This window comes from Aeromonas sp. FDAARGOS 1402 (assembly GCF_019046925.1).
Classification (GTDB): domain Bacteria; phylum Pseudomonadota; class Gammaproteobacteria; order Enterobacterales; family Aeromonadaceae; genus Aeromonas; species Aeromonas caviae.
In genome coordinates this window covers 271,877-284,777 of the sequence record NZ_CP077201.1, presented here as the reverse complement: position 1 = coordinate 284,777, position 12,901 = coordinate 271,877, and the positions used below count along the sequence as shown (strand labels likewise).

Here is a 12,901-nt window from a genome sequence, read left to right as displayed (position 1 = left end):
GGTATGGAACACTATATCAGTCTGTTGATTCGCTCGATCTTCATCGAGAACCTGGCGCTCTCCTTCTTCCTGGGGATGTGTACCTTCCTGGCGGTGTCCAAGAAGGTCAAGACCGCCATGGGCCTGGGGATTGCCGTTATCGTGGTTCAGACCGTTGCCGTCCCGGCCAACAACCTGATCTACAACTACGTGCTTAAAGACGGTGCCTTGGTATCCGGTCTGGATCTGAGCTTCCTGAGCTTCATCACCTTCATCGGGGTGATCGCGGCCCTGGTGCAGATCCTGGAGATGGCGCTGGACAAGTACTTCCCGGCCCTCTACAACGCCCTCGGTATCTTCCTGCCGCTCATCACCGTGAACTGCGCCATCTTCGGCGGCGTCTCCTTCATGGTGCAGCGTGACTACAACTTCGTTGAGTCCGTGGTCTATGGCGTGGGTTCGGGTGCAGGCTGGATGCTTGCCATCGTCGCGATGGCGGGGATCCGCGAGAAGATGAAGTATTCCGATGTTCCGGAAGGCCTGCGTGGCCTTGGCATCACCTTCATCACCGCGGGTCTGATGGCGCTGGGCTTCATGTCCTTCTCTGGTATTTCCCTGTAATCGGAAAGGAAATATAGATGGAAATTATTCTGGGTGTGGTCATGTTCACCGTGATCCTGCTGGCCTTGGTGGCAGTCATTCTGTTCGCCAAGTCCAAGCTGGTGACCGCCGGTGACGTGACAATCAGCATCAACGGCGACCCGGCCAAGGCTGTGACCAGCCCGGCGGGTGGCAAGCTGCTTGGCGTGCTCGCCGGCAGTGGTATCTTCGTCTCCTCCGCCTGTGGTGGCGGTGGCTCCTGTGGTCAGTGCAAGGTGCGTGTGAAATCCGGCGGCGGCGACATCCTGCCGACCGAGCTGGATCACATCAGCAAGGGCGAAGCCCGTCATGGCGAGCGTCTGGCCTGTCAGGTCACCGTCCGTTCCGACATGGACATCGAGCTGCCGGAAGAGATCTTCGGCGTGAAGAAGTGGGACTGTACCGTCATCTCCAATGACAACAAGGCCACCTTCATCAAGGAGCTCAAGCTGCAGATCCCCGATGGCGAGAGCGTGCCGTTCCGCGCCGGTGGTTATATCCAGATCGAAGCGCCTGCCCACCACGTGCAGTACAAGAACTTCGATATTCCCGAGGAGTATCGTGGCGACTGGGATCGCTTCAAGATCTTCGAGCTGGAGTCCAAGGTCAACGAGCCGATTATCCGTGCCTACTCCATGGCGAACTATCCGGAAGAGTTCGGCATCATCATGCTGAACGTGCGGATCGCAACCCCGCCGCCCAGCAACTGGACTGCCCCTCCCGGCCAGATGTCTTCCTACATCTTCAGCCTGAAGGCCGGTGACAAGGTGACCATCTCCGGTCCGTTCGGCGAGTTCTTCGCCAAGGACACCGACGCCGAAATGGTGTTCGTCGGTGGTGGTGCGGGTATGGCGCCGATGCGCTCCCACATCTTCGACCAGCTGCGCCGTCTGAAGACCAAGCGCAAGATGAGCTTCTGGTACGGTGCCCGTTCCAAGCGCGAGATGTTCTATGTCGAAGACTTCGACATGCTGCAGGCCGAGAACGACAACTTCCAGTGGCACGTCGCCCTGTCCGATCCGCAACCGGAAGACAACTGGGATGGCTACACTGGCTTCATCCACAACGTGTTGTTCGAGAACTACCTCAAGAACCACGAGGCGCCTGAGGATTGCGAGTTCTACATGTGCGGGCCTCCCGTGATGAACGCCGCCGTCATCAACATGCTGAAAAACCTCGGTGTTGAAGACGAAAACATCCTGCTGGATGACTTCGGTGGTTAATCCATGCACAGCGTTGTAAAGACCTGGCTAGCCTTCGGGCTAGCCTTTTTCTTGACTGGGTGCGGTCAGGAAACGGTCCAATCGAAGCCGGAGATCCACATCACCGGCAGCACCATGGGTACCTACTACTCCATCAAGGTGGCGGATAGCGCCGTTCAGGATGCCGCCAGGCTGCAAGCCGAGGTCGACGTCTTGCTGGAGCGGGTCAACGATCAGATGTCGACCTATCGCCCGGATTCCGAGCTGTCACGCTTCAACCAGCACAAGAGCAATACCCCTGTGGTGGTTTCCCGCGATACCGCGCGGGTGGTGACCGAGGCCATTCACATTGGCCGCGAGAGCCGTGGGGCGCTGGACGTCACCGTCGGTCCTCTGGTCAATCTGTGGGGCTTTGGGCCGGATGCCAGACCGAGCAAGGTGCCGTCCGACGAGCTGATCGCCCAGACCCGGCAGAAGACGGGCCTTGGCAATCTGCATGTGATAACCTCTGCCGATGCCGATACCCTGCAAAAGGACATCCCGGACCTCTACGTGGATCTCTCCGCCATTGCCAAGGGGTTTGGCGTAGACAAGGTGGCCGAGTACCTGGAGTCCCAGGGGGCGCGCAACTATCTGGTGGAGATCGGCGGCGAGCTGCGCATCAACGGCGTCAACGGCAAGGGGCATCCCTGGCGTGTCGCCATCGAGAAGCCGACCGTCAATGCCGGTTCCGTACAGGAGGTGATCCTGCCCGGTGACAACGGGGTGGCCACCTCGGGCGAGTACCGCAACTATTACGAGCTGGACGGCAAGCGCTTCTCCCACACCATGGATCCGCTGACGGGCAAGCCCATCCAGCACCGCCTGGTGTCGGTGACCGTCATCCACCCCTCCTGCATGACTGCAGACGGGTTGGCGACCGTGTTCATGGTCATGGGGCCGGAGAAGAGCCTGGCCTATGCCAAGGAACGGGGGCTGGCCATCTTCACCATCACCAAGACGGATGACGGGTTCGAAGAGGCCTATTCGGATGCCTTCAAACCATATCTGGTCAAGAAGTAAGGGGTAACTACATGCAGATCTTTCTGATCACCTTCGGGGTGTTTCTGATGGTCGTGGTGGCCATGGCCATCGGCTACATTTTCCAGCGCAAGTCCATCTCCGGCTCCTGTGGCGGCCTGGGTTCCATCGGGATCGAGAAGGAGTGCGACTGCCCCGAGCCTTGTGACAACCGCAAGAAGAAGATGGCCAAGGAAGAGGCCCGTCGCAAGATGCTGGTGGACAACCGCATCATCTAACGGCGGATATCGCTCTGAAGGCAGCCTTGCAACGAAACGAGTCGACCCCTGGGTCGGCTCGTTTTTTATGTGGCATGGGGTCAGTAGTCATATTGGCTGCATGCCTTTGCCTTGAACTCTTTCTTTCGCTTTGCCAGCTCCTCCCTGGTGCCCAGTTCATCCCCCTGCCTGATGGCGGTTTCCAGTATCTCGATGCGCTTGTATAGCCAGCTGCATTCGGCTGTCGGGTGATCCTTGGCCATGGTCGCTAGCGGCAACAGCAGCAGGCAGAGCCCCGCCCGGATGATGCTCATGCTTCTCCTCCTTGAGTCTCGTGTGGATGTGGCCTTGAGAGTCTATGCCGCCGCGCCCGCGCGCAGACTGGTAGAAATGACAGGGGTGGGGTAGCATGATTCAATCGACTGGTTATCTATACAGTGGTGTCGTCGGCAGGCCGTGCCCCTGGTGGCCACGCGACCGGCACCGACACAGCAACAGACACGGCCATGCGCAAGATCATTCACATCGACATGGACTGCTTCTTCGCCGCGGTGGAGATGCGGGACAACCCGGCCCTCAGGGAGGTGCCGCTCGCCATTGGTGGCGCCGCCGACCGACGCGGGGTCATCTCCACCTGCAACTACGTGGCGCGCCGCTTCGGGGTGCGCTCCGCCATGCCGAGCGCCCTGGCCAGAAAGCTCTGTCCGCCATTGGTGCTGATCCCCGGGCGGATGGCCGTCTACAAAGAAACTTCGCGCCAGTTGCGCGCCATCTTCCTGCGCTACACCGAGCAGGTGGAGCCGCTCTCCCTCGATGAAGCCTATCTCGACGTGACCCAGAGTCCCCGCTGCGGTGGCAGCGCCACCCTGATGGCGGCGGAGATCCGCACCGCCATCAGCGCCGAGCTTGGGCTGACTGCCTCGGCCGGTGTGGCGCCGAACAAGTTTCTGGCCAAGCTCGCCTCGGAGCAGCGCAAGCCTGACGGCCTGTTCGTCATCCGCCCCCAGGAGGTGGACGAGTTCGTGCGTCAGCTCCCTCTTGGCAAGTTGCCCGGCATCGGCCGCAAGACGGCAGAGCGGCTGGAGTCCCTCGGGCTGTATTCGTGCGAAGATGCCCGTCAGCTCGGCAACGAGGAGCTGATCGCCCGTTTCGGCAAGCTCGGGGAGATGCTGGCCGGCCGCATCTGGGGGCATGACGATCAGCCGGTGCAGGCCCGGCGGGTGCGCAAGAGCATCGGCGTAGAGACGACGCTCGCCAGCGATGTGCTGGACGAGGACGCCTGCTGGCAGGTGCTCAGCCGGCTCATTCCCGAGCTGGAGCAGCGTTTTGCCAAGGCCTGCCCTGCGGAGATGCTGATGGGGCAGGGGATCAAGCTGAAGTTTGCCGATTTTCACCAGACCACCGTTTATCGCAAGGGGAGTTATCAGGCGGCCCGTTTCCACGATCTGCTGCACGAGGGACTGCAACGGGCTCAAGGAAAGCCCATTCGCCTGCTCGGTCTGGTCGTTGGTTTGCCCGGAGCGGGTGAAATCAATCAATTAAGCCTGGATCTCTGCTGATTTAGTTAAGTTTTTGTATCCAAAGCCGATATAGTGTTCACATCTGTAGACGTTAGGAAATAGTGGCATGAGTTCTCTTTCTGTTCAGGGACGGATCACCCTGATCGCCGGTTGCTGTCTGCTGGCCAGTGCCGTCGCGCTGGTGGCTTCTTCTCTTTTCAACGCGGCCCGCATGCAGGAGCAGGTGCTCACCTCCACCACCCTGGAGGGGCAGCACGCGGCAGAAAACTGGATGCAGGCCATGGGAGCGACCCAGGCAGCCCGGGTGACCAGCTACCTCGATGAGGCTTACTTCAGGGCGACCCTGCTTGCCGAGGGTATCTTGTTCCAGCGCAAGAACGCGGCCGACAACTTCGTTCACTCCGAGGCGCTGCGCAATGCCGTCAACCAGCAGTTGCAGGATGCGGCGGAGTCGTCAGCGAACCTGCTCGGTGTCTATGCGGTATTCGAACCCAACCAGCTCGACGGGGAGGATGACAACTATCAGGGGTCGACGGCGCTCGGCGCCAACGACAAGGGGCGTTTTTCCAGCTATTGGGCCAGGGTCGACGGCAAGGTCAACCTGGAGGTGATGGACGAGGCGATACTGGCCAACGACAAGCCCTCCGGACACGGCGGCCTTGAGAACGACTGGTACAGTTGCAGCATCCGCAGCAAGGCGCTCTGTCTGCTCGAACCCTATGTGGACGAGGTGGGGACCCAGCAGGTGTTGATGACCTCGGTGACCGTGCCGTTGCTGGACCAGGGTTCCCTGCTTGGCATGGTGGGGGTTGACATCTCCCTGGGGACCCTGCAGAGCCTGGTGGAAGAGATGGGCCGGACCCTCTACAAGGGGCAGGCCAAGGTGCTTCTGCTCAGCAGTGAAGGGCGGGTGGCCGGCGTGGAAGGGTTCCCGGTCGCCCTTGGCAATCTGCTGGAGCAGCAAGGGCTGGCGCAGGATCTCAAGGGGTGGCTGACCAAGGGAGATGTGGTGACGCGCTGGAGCCCGGATGGCGCTCTGTTGCAGACCTTCGTGCCGGTCAGCATGCGCGGTACGGATCGCAAGTGGGGCACCTATATCGAGCTGCCCCGCGCCGTGGTGCTCGCCTCGGCCCTGCAACTGCAAGGGGAGCTTGAGGATCAGGCCCAGCGCAGCGTGGCCACCCAGCTCACCATAGGTGGCGGGATTTCGGCGCTCGCCCTGCTCTGCATCTGGCTGATGGCCCAGCGCATCGTGGCGCCCATCCGCGCCGTGGTGGCACGCCTCAAGGACATCGCCAGCGGGGAGGGGGATCTCACCCAGCGCATCGATCTGCGCAGAGATGACGAGATTGGCGAGCTGGCCAAGTGGTTCAACAAGTTCCTGGACAAGCTGCAATCCACCATCAGCCAGGTGATCGACACCGTTGCGGGCACTCGGGCCAGTGCGGCCCTGGCGGCGCAAGGAGCAGCCCGTACCAGCGCCGGCATGCAGTCCCAGTATCAGGAGGTGGATCTGGTGGCGACCGCGTTTGAAGAGTTGAGCGCTACCGCCCTGCAGGTCGCCGGCAATGCCAATGCGGCGGTGGCGGCGGCCGATGAGGCCGACACGGCGGCCCAGGAGGGCAAGTCCGTGGTGGCGCAGACCCAGGAGGCCATGTCCAGACTGATGACGGTGATAAGCGATGCCAAACCAGTGGTGGAGCACCTCTCCGCCAACAGCGACAACATCAACGACATCCTGGTGGTGATCCAGGGGATTGCCGAGCAGACCAACCTGCTGGCCTTGAACGCGGCCATCGAGGCGGCCCGAGCCGGTGAGCAGGGGCGCGGTTTTGCGGTGGTCGCCGACGAGGTGCGCAACCTGGCGGGCAGAACCCAGAACGCCATCGTCGAGATCCAGAACCTCATCGGCCAGTTGCAGTCGGGGACGGAGGCGGTGGTGAAGGCGATCCTGGCCGGCCATCACCAGGCGGATCTGACCCTCACCAAGGTGGAGCTGTCGGTCAGCGTGCTGGAGCAGATCATCCAGGCTGTCGGCACCATCCACCAGATGAACGAGCAGATCGCGAGGGCCGCGCAGGAGCAGAGCGGAGTGGCGGACGAGATCAATCGCAACGTCAGCAACATTCGCGATGTGAGCCATACCATTCGGGCGGAAGCGGCGACCTCCGCCGACAACGGGCGCGAGCTGTCGCAACTGGCGGACAAGCAGCAGCAACTGGTGGGCCAGTTCCGGGTGTAGGGGAGGATAAGAAAAAAGGCGCCATCCAACCGGAGGCGCCAAACACATTCAGATGACAGACTGGGTTAAATCGACCTGATTTAGCCCTTCTTCCTGCAGAGGAAGAAACACAACACCACAATCACTGTCGACTCACTCACAAAAACCACATGTAAACCAACATGGAAGAGAAGGTGTGAGCCATATGACAACGAATTGCGTGGCGAATTATGTTTATTCACTGGTCGACCCGCAACCGACAATTTATAATGCGCCTCATTAGAAAAATTCATCGTCGGCCGATTCCATGTCTCGTCGTTTACCTCCGCTCAATGCACTGAAAGCGTTTGAAGCCGCTGCTCGTCACTTGAGCTTTACCCGCGCAGCAGAAGAGCTGTTCGTGACCCAGGCCGCCATCAGCCACCAGATCAAGGCGCTGGAGGAGTATCTCGGCATCAAGCTGTTTCGCCGCAAGAATCGCTCCCTGCTACTGACCGAGGAGGGGCAGAGCTACTTCCTCGACATCAAGGACATCTTCGCCTCCATCTCCGAGGCGACCGACAAGCTGCTGGCCCGCAGCGCCAAGGGGGCGCTCACCGTCTCCCTGCAGCCGAGCTTCGCCATCCAGTGGCTGGTGCCCCGCCTGGTCAAGTTCAGCGAACGCCACCCGGACATCGATGTGCGGATCAAGGCGGTGGACATGGACGAGGGGTCGCTGACCGACGATGTGGACGTGGCCATCTACTACGGCCGCGGCAACTGGCCGGGTCTTCGTTCGGACAAACTGCACACCGAGTACCTGATCCCGGTCTGCTCGCCCCTGTTGCTGACCGGCCCCAAGCCCCTGCGCATCCCGGACGATCTGACCCGTCACACCCTGCTGCACGACACCTCCCGGCGCGACTGGAAGGCCTGGTTCCGCCAGCTCGACATCGACGCCCCCAATGTCAATCAGGGGCCCATCTTCAGCCACTCCACCATGGTGATCCAGGCGGCGATCCACGGTCAGGGGGTGGCGCTCGGCCACAGCGTGCTGGCCCAGCCGGAGATCGAGGCGGGTCGTCTCATCTGCCCGTTCGAACAGGTGCTGGTGAGCAAGAACGCTTTCTATCTGGTGTGTCAGGAGCAGCAATCCGATCAGGGCAAGATAGTGGCTTTTCGCGACTGGATGCTGGAACTGGTGGAGCAGGAAGAGGCCCGCAGGCGTGCCCGCCTTGCCGATGCCTGAGGAGTTGACCTGGTGACTGACCTGACAAGAGAGGGGGCGAGTGACGCCCCCGTTCGCATTCTGCTGGCCCACGGCGCTGGGGCGGGCATGGAGCACAGCTTCCTGGCCGAGTTGTCGCGACTGCTGGCGGGGCCGGAGATCGAGGTGGTGCGCTTCAACTTCCCCTACATGACCAAACGGGCTCAGGACGGCAAACGCAGGCCGCCGGACAGACAACCCGTGCTGCTGGCTCACTGGCGCGAGATGGTGCGCCAGTTTGCCCATCCCCGGCTGTTTCTGGCGGGCAAGTCCATGGGGGGGAGGATGGCGGCCGAGCTGTTTTGCGAGGGGGGTGACGAGATGGATGCTGCAGGATTGATCGTTCTCGGGTATCCTTTCCACCCCCCGGCCAAGCCCGACGCATGGCGGGGCGAGGTGCTCAAGCAGATCACGACGCCCACACTGCTGCTGCAGGGGGAGCGCGATACCTTCGGTTCCCGCGCCGAGCTGGCCGATTTCCCCTTCTCACCCGCCGTATCGGTCCACTGGCTGACCGACGGGGATCATGGTTTCAAACCGAGAAAGGCGAGCGGCATGAGCGAGCAGGAGAACCTGCGCCTGGCCGCGGAGCGGATCAAGGGTTTTATCGCGGCGGTGGGGCGCTCCTGACCATCTCGAGCGGGTCGAGAGAAGAAGCGTGCAAGGAGAGAAGATGCAGATCCAACGACATTGGCTGGTGCTGGCGGGCTTCTTCGGCCTGACGGCCACCATGCTCGGGGCCTACGGCGCTCACGGGCTGGCGGCGACCGGCATCGCCCCTTCGTTGCTGGCGGCGTTCAACACCGCCGTGCAATACCAGTTTTTCCACGCCCTGGCCCTGCTGGTGCTGGGGTTGTGCGGCGTGCGCGGCAAGGTGATCACCTTCGCGGGCGCCGTCTTTGTGCTGGGGATCCTGGGATTCTCCGGCAGTATTTACGCCATGGTGCTGCTTGGCAGCAAGGGGCTGGGGCTCATCACCCCGGCCGGTGGCCTCTGTTTTATGTTGGGATGGGCGGCTCTGATGTGGGCCGGCTGTCGTCTTGGAGGAAAGAATGAATAATCTGCTGCTTTATTGCCGCCCGGGTTTTGAGAAAGAGGCGGCGGCAGAGATCACCGAGCGTGCCGGCAACATGCAGTGCTACGGCTTTGCCCGGGTCAAGGACGACAGCGGCTATGTGATCTTCGAGTTGTATGACGAGGAGCAGGCCGATCTGCTGGCGCGCAAGTTGCCGTTCCGCGAGCTCATCTTCATTCGCCAGATGCTGGTGGTGACCCACGAGCTGAAAGATCTGGAAATAAGCGATCGGGTCTCTCCCATCCTGGAGGCGGCGAGCGGTTACGCCATCTGCGGGGATCTGCGGGTGGAGACGGCCGACACCAACGAGGCGAAGGAGCTCTCCGCCTTCTGCCGCAAGTTCACCGTGCCGCTTCGCCAGGCGCTGCGCAGCAACGAGATCCTGACCAAGAAGGAGACCCCGAACCGTCCCGTGTTCCACGCCTTCTTCCTGGCCAATGACCACCTGATGCTGGGGTACTCCTACTCCTTCAACAACTCTGCCTTCCACATGGGGATCCCGCGCCTGCGATTCCCGGCCGATGCCCCGAGCCGCTCCAGCCTCAAGCTGGAAGAGGCGTTCTACGTCTTCGTGCCGAAGGAAGAGTGGGACTTGCGCCTGTGCTCCGGCCTGAAGGCTGTGGATCTCGGCGCCTGCCCGGGTGGCTGGACCTATCAGCTGGTGCGTCGCGGCATGATGGTGACGGCGGTGGACAACGGCATGATGGCCCAATCCCTGATGGACACAGGTCAGGTGAAGCACATCCGTGACGATGGTTTCGTGTGGCGGCCGAGCAAGAAGAATACCTACTGGCTGGTGTGCGACATGGTGGACAAACCGGCGCGAGTGACCCACATGGTGGCCGACTGGTTCAGGGAGAACGACTGTCAGGAAGCCATGTTCAACCTCAAGCTGCCGATGAAGAAGCGCTACGCCGAGGCGGTGCACAACATCGAGGTGCTGCGCGGACTGCTGGCGGAGATCGACAGCGGCTTCATCATTCAGGCCAAACAGCTCTATCACGATCGCGAAGAGATCACGGTGCATGTCTACAACAAGTTCTGGGTCTCCAAGCTGGCACCCAAGTCCTGAAGCAGCATCGGGAACAGGGCATGAAAAAACCGGACGGTGACGTCCGGTTTTTTTGTGTCTGGGTCATCAGAAGCGGTAGTCCAGACGCATCATGGACTCGTCGTCGGTGATCTTCAGCTCAATTTGCAGGGGAATGGTCTTGTCACTGGGGTTGAACTGCATCTTGACGCCATCCCCGCGAAGCTTGACCGAGGTGTTGATGCCGCCAGCGTTGAACTTGATCCTGGGCTTTTGCTTTTCGAAGGAGAGGCTGACGCTCTTCTCTGCCGTGAGGTTCAGCTTCTGATAGGGGGTGACCTGCCGATTACCGTTGCTGTCGGTGGTGATATCCACCCCCAGAGAGAGCGGCTTGGGCTGTTTGAGCAGATCGTTGGTATCCAGGGTGGATTGCCAGGTCTGCTTGGCTGGCGCCTCGTGCTGGGGAGGCGGCGTCAACCAGGCATTGTCGACTGGCCTGTCTAATGCCGTGGCACTGCTGCTGACAATCAGCAAGATGAAAGTAGCACGCATGGTGGATCTCCTTATCCCTCATATCAACATAGTATTCATCTGGCGAGGGAGGTAGGGAGGCGTTGGCATAAAACAAAGGGAGCCGAAGCTCCCTTTTAAAATCATATGGTTGGACTCTATTTATAGACGGTCGATGATGGCCTGGGTGAATTCGCTGGTGGACGCTGTGCCCCCCAGGTCACGGGTCACCCGATCACCGGACTCGATGGTCGCCCGCACGGCCTCGCGAATGCGCTCCGCCTTGTCCTGCATGCCGAGATATTCCAGCATCTGGATGGAGGCGAGGATCACCGAGGTGGGGTTGGCGATGTTCTTGCCGGCGATGTCCGGCGCAGAGCCGTGTACCGCTTCGAAGATGGCGGCCCCTTCACCGATGTTGGCGCCCGGCGCCATGCCCAGCCCCCCCACCAGACCGGCACAGAGATCCGAGAGAATGTCGCCGAACAGGTTGGTGGTGACCATCACATCGAAGCGCTCCGGGTACATCACCAGGTTCATGCAAGCGGCGTCGACGATCATCTCCTCGTTCTGGATGTCCGGGTAGCGGGCCGCGACCTGACGGGCCACTTCCAGGAACAGGCCGGAGGTGGACTTGAGGATGTTGGCCTTGTGGATGATGGTGACCTTCTTGCGTCCTTCCTGGCGCGCCAGCTCGAAGGCGAAGGTGACGATGCGCTCGGCCCCTTCCCGGGTGATGATGCTCATCGCCTCGGCGCTCTGGTTGTCATCGCTGCGCTTCTGGCCAGCACCGGAGTACATGCCTTCGGTGTTCTCGCGCACCGTGATGATGTCGATGTTGTCGTAACGGCTCTTGGTGCCCTTGAAGGAGAGGACGGGGCGCACGTTGGCGTAGAGATTGAACTTCTTGCGCAGGGAGACGTTGATGGAGGTGAAGCCGCCGCCGACCGGAGTGGTGAGCGGGCCTTTCAGGCTGACCTTGTTCTTCTCGATCAGGTCGAGGGTGGCCTGGGGCAGCAGCTCGCCATGTTTTTCCAGGGCTACCAGACCGGCATCTGCGTATTCGTAGTCGAAGTCACAACCCGCGTGGGTCAGGATCTGGATGGCGGATTCGATGATGCTGGGGCCGATGCCGTCGCCCGGGATGACGGTAATCTTTCTTTTTGACATGAGGCGTATCCACTTCTAGGGAACAGAGGGGGAGGATTCGTCGGCTTTATACCATTTTTGCACCACATCCTCCATGTTTCTTTACATTTTACCCATTTATGTCAACAGGTACGGCCTGTCTTGGGAAATGGTGTGCTGGGGATCACGCCCCGGCATCAGGGACGGGAGGGTAGCGGATCTCCCGCAGGTTGAACCCGAGCGGGATATCGTGCTGCAGCCGGACCAGGCGTTGGGCCAGCAGGGCCTCTTCCCGGTGCTGGCGCAGCTTGAGCAGGGGTCTGGTGGCCTCCTCCCGCTCACAGGCCTCCAGCATGGCAGCCAGGTCCCCGTATTGCTGCAGCAACTGGGTGGCGGTCTTGGGGCCAATGCCGGGCACCCCCTTGATGTTGGAGCCGCTGATACCGGTCAGGGCCCAGAAGTCCACAAGCTGGGTCGGTGTAACGCCGTACTGCTGCTGGACGAAGGCGGCATCCAGCCAGCGTTTGTTGAAGTAATCCCGCACCCGGATCTGCGGGCAGATGAGCTGGCAGAACCCCTTGTCGGTGGAGATGATGGTGGCGCTGGCGCCGTGCTGGGCAATGCCGCTTGCCAGGGTGGCGATGAGATCGTCCGCCTCGTCGGTCTGGGAGAGCAGGGCATCCACACCGCACTCCCAGAAGGCGTCCTGCAGGTCGGCAAGCCCTTCCCTCAGCTCATCCGGCATGGGGGGGCGGCCCTCCTTGTAGGGGGGATAGAGCGTCTTGCGCCAGCTGTGGACCTCACCGTCAAAGACCGCGATGGCGTGGGTCGGCTCGCTGGCTGCCAGGAGCTTCTTGCAGGTGTTGATGAGGTTGGCTCGGGTGGCGAGCAGGGCCTGGGCTGGGGTCAGTCCCTGCTGGCTCTGCACCGCGTGCAGTCGGCGGATGAGGTTGAGGGCATCGATGATGAGCAGGTGTGGCATGGGGCACTCCGGGCGTCGGGGAAGCCATTGTAACAATGGTGGCGTCTCCTGCTAACCCCGTAGAAGACCATCAATGAAAGAGGGGCCCATGG

Annotated in this window: 14 protein-coding genes; 10 read left to right on the top strand and 4 right to left on the bottom strand. The window is 61.3% G+C overall.

The window, feature by feature from the left end:
- The first annotated feature begins 3 nt into the window (after window positions 1-3).
- The 4 genes from nqrE to nqrM are packed head-to-tail and all read left to right on the top strand — an operon-like array spanning window position 4 to window position 3,118.
- Window positions 4-600 carry an NADH:ubiquinone reductase (Na(+)-transporting) subunit E gene (gene nqrE / locus I6L32_RS01290; protein ID WP_005303538.1) on the top strand — a complete coding sequence of 199 codons (597 nt, stop codon included), beginning with the start codon at window positions 4-6 and terminating at the stop codon, window positions 598-600.
- A 17-nt stretch (window positions 601-617) separates the two neighbouring features.
- A complete protein-coding gene (gene nqrF, locus I6L32_RS01285) occupies window positions 618-1,841 on the top strand; it encodes an NADH:ubiquinone reductase (Na(+)-transporting) subunit F (RefSeq protein ID WP_010673369.1) in 1,224 nt (407 codons plus the stop codon).
- Between the two features lie 3 nt (window positions 1,842-1,844).
- Window positions 1,845-2,882, top strand: coding sequence for an FAD:protein FMN transferase (locus I6L32_RS01280; RefSeq protein WP_103260659.1), 1,038 nt, complete (start codon window positions 1,845-1,847; stop codon window positions 2,880-2,882).
- 11 nt (window positions 2,883-2,893) lie between these two features.
- Window positions 2,894-3,118, top strand: coding sequence for a (Na+)-NQR maturation NqrM (gene nqrM, locus I6L32_RS01275; protein ID WP_010673371.1), 225 nt, complete (start codon window positions 2,894-2,896; stop codon window positions 3,116-3,118).
- A gap of 80 nt (window positions 3,119-3,198) precedes the next feature.
- Here nqrM and I6L32_RS01270 read toward each other — a convergent pair whose 3' ends face one another.
- Complete coding sequence (locus tag I6L32_RS01270) at window positions 3,199-3,411, bottom strand: hypothetical protein (RefSeq protein WP_039040708.1); 213 nt, start codon at window positions 3,409-3,411, stop codon at window positions 3,199-3,201.
- 192 nt (window positions 3,412-3,603) lie between these two features.
- Between I6L32_RS01270 and dinB the strand changes: the two genes are divergently transcribed.
- The 6 genes from dinB (at window position 3,604) to rlmM (ending at window position 10,231) form a co-directional block, all read left to right on the top strand.
- The gene (gene dinB / locus I6L32_RS01265) at window positions 3,604-4,656 is read left to right on the top strand and encodes a DNA polymerase IV (RefSeq protein ID WP_216944537.1); all 1,053 of its coding nucleotides are present in this window, start codon (window positions 3,604-3,606) and stop codon (window positions 4,654-4,656) included.
- Window positions 4,657-4,723: 67 nt separating this feature from the next.
- Entirely contained in the window at window positions 4,724-6,859 is a 2,136-nt protein-coding gene (locus I6L32_RS01260) for a methyl-accepting chemotaxis protein (protein WP_216944536.1), read from the top strand.
- Between the two features lie 286 nt (window positions 6,860-7,145).
- Window positions 7,146-8,066 carry a transcriptional regulator GcvA gene (locus I6L32_RS01255; protein WP_216944535.1) on the top strand — a complete coding sequence of 307 codons (921 nt, stop codon included), beginning with the start codon at window positions 7,146-7,148 and terminating at the stop codon, window positions 8,064-8,066.
- A 12-nt stretch (window positions 8,067-8,078) separates the two neighbouring features.
- Complete coding sequence (locus tag I6L32_RS01250) at window positions 8,079-8,714, top strand: alpha/beta fold hydrolase (RefSeq protein ID WP_042015876.1); 636 nt, start codon at window positions 8,079-8,081, stop codon at window positions 8,712-8,714.
- Window positions 8,715-8,757: 43 nt separating this feature from the next.
- A complete protein-coding gene (locus tag I6L32_RS01245; protein WP_010673377.1) occupies window positions 8,758-9,144 on the top strand; it encodes a DUF423 domain-containing protein in 387 nt (128 codons plus the stop codon).
- Window positions 9,137-10,231 carry a 23S rRNA (cytidine(2498)-2'-O)-methyltransferase RlmM gene (rlmM, locus tag I6L32_RS01240; protein ID WP_041211280.1) on the top strand — a complete coding sequence of 365 codons (1,095 nt, stop codon included), beginning with the start codon at window positions 9,137-9,139 and terminating at the stop codon, window positions 10,229-10,231. Before I6L32_RS01245 ends, rlmM begins: the two co-directional genes overlap by 8 nt.
- Before the next feature lie 66 nt (window positions 10,232-10,297).
- On the opposite strand, the gene I6L32_RS01235 is transcribed toward rlmM, so the two are convergent.
- From I6L32_RS01235 to xni, 3 genes are all read right to left on the bottom strand, one after another.
- Window positions 10,298-10,741, bottom strand: a complete 444-nt coding sequence (locus I6L32_RS01235) for a hypothetical protein (protein ID WP_041211281.1) — start codon at window positions 10,739-10,741, stop codon at window positions 10,298-10,300.
- A gap of 120 nt (window positions 10,742-10,861) precedes the next feature.
- A complete protein-coding gene (locus I6L32_RS01230) occupies window positions 10,862-11,869 on the bottom strand; it encodes an isocitrate dehydrogenase (protein WP_010673380.1) in 1,008 nt (335 codons plus the stop codon).
- Window positions 11,870-12,011: 142 nt separating this feature from the next.
- Complete coding sequence (gene xni, locus I6L32_RS01225; protein WP_124813281.1) at window positions 12,012-12,809, bottom strand: flap endonuclease Xni; 798 nt, start codon at window positions 12,807-12,809, stop codon at window positions 12,012-12,014.
- Window positions 12,810-12,901 lie beyond the last annotated feature (92 nt).

Coding starts and splice junctions, on each gene's coding strand:
- xni (WP_124813281.1), bottom strand. CDS start 12,809: ATGCCACACCTGCTCATCATCGATGCCCTCAACCTCATCCGCCGACTG.
- nqrE (WP_005303538.1), top strand. CDS start 4: ATGGAACACTATATCAGTCTGTTGATTCGCTCGATCTTCATCGAGAAC.
- nqrM (WP_010673371.1), top strand. CDS start 2,894: ATGCAGATCTTTCTGATCACCTTCGGGGTGTTTCTGATGGTCGTGGTG.
- I6L32_RS01230 (WP_010673380.1), bottom strand. CDS start 11,869: ATGTCAAAAAGAAAGATTACCGTCATCCCGGGCGACGGCATCGGCCCC.
- nqrF (WP_010673369.1), top strand. CDS start 618: ATGGAAATTATTCTGGGTGTGGTCATGTTCACCGTGATCCTGCTGGCC.
- I6L32_RS01235 (WP_041211281.1), bottom strand. CDS start 10,741: ATGCGTGCTACTTTCATCTTGCTGATTGTCAGCAGCAGTGCCACGGCA.
- I6L32_RS01260 (WP_216944536.1), top strand. CDS start 4,724: ATGAGTTCTCTTTCTGTTCAGGGACGGATCACCCTGATCGCCGGTTGC.
- I6L32_RS01245 (WP_010673377.1), top strand. CDS start 8,758: ATGCAGATCCAACGACATTGGCTGGTGCTGGCGGGCTTCTTCGGCCTG.
- dinB (WP_216944537.1), top strand. CDS start 3,604: ATGCGCAAGATCATTCACATCGACATGGACTGCTTCTTCGCCGCGGTG.
- I6L32_RS01270 (WP_039040708.1), bottom strand. CDS start 3,411: ATGAGCATCATCCGGGCGGGGCTCTGCCTGCTGCTGTTGCCGCTAGCG.
- rlmM (WP_041211280.1), top strand. CDS start 9,137: ATGAATAATCTGCTGCTTTATTGCCGCCCGGGTTTTGAGAAAGAGGCG.
- I6L32_RS01255 (WP_216944535.1), top strand. CDS start 7,146: ATGTCTCGTCGTTTACCTCCGCTCAATGCACTGAAAGCGTTTGAAGCC.
- I6L32_RS01280 (WP_103260659.1), top strand. CDS start 1,845: ATGCACAGCGTTGTAAAGACCTGGCTAGCCTTCGGGCTAGCCTTTTTC.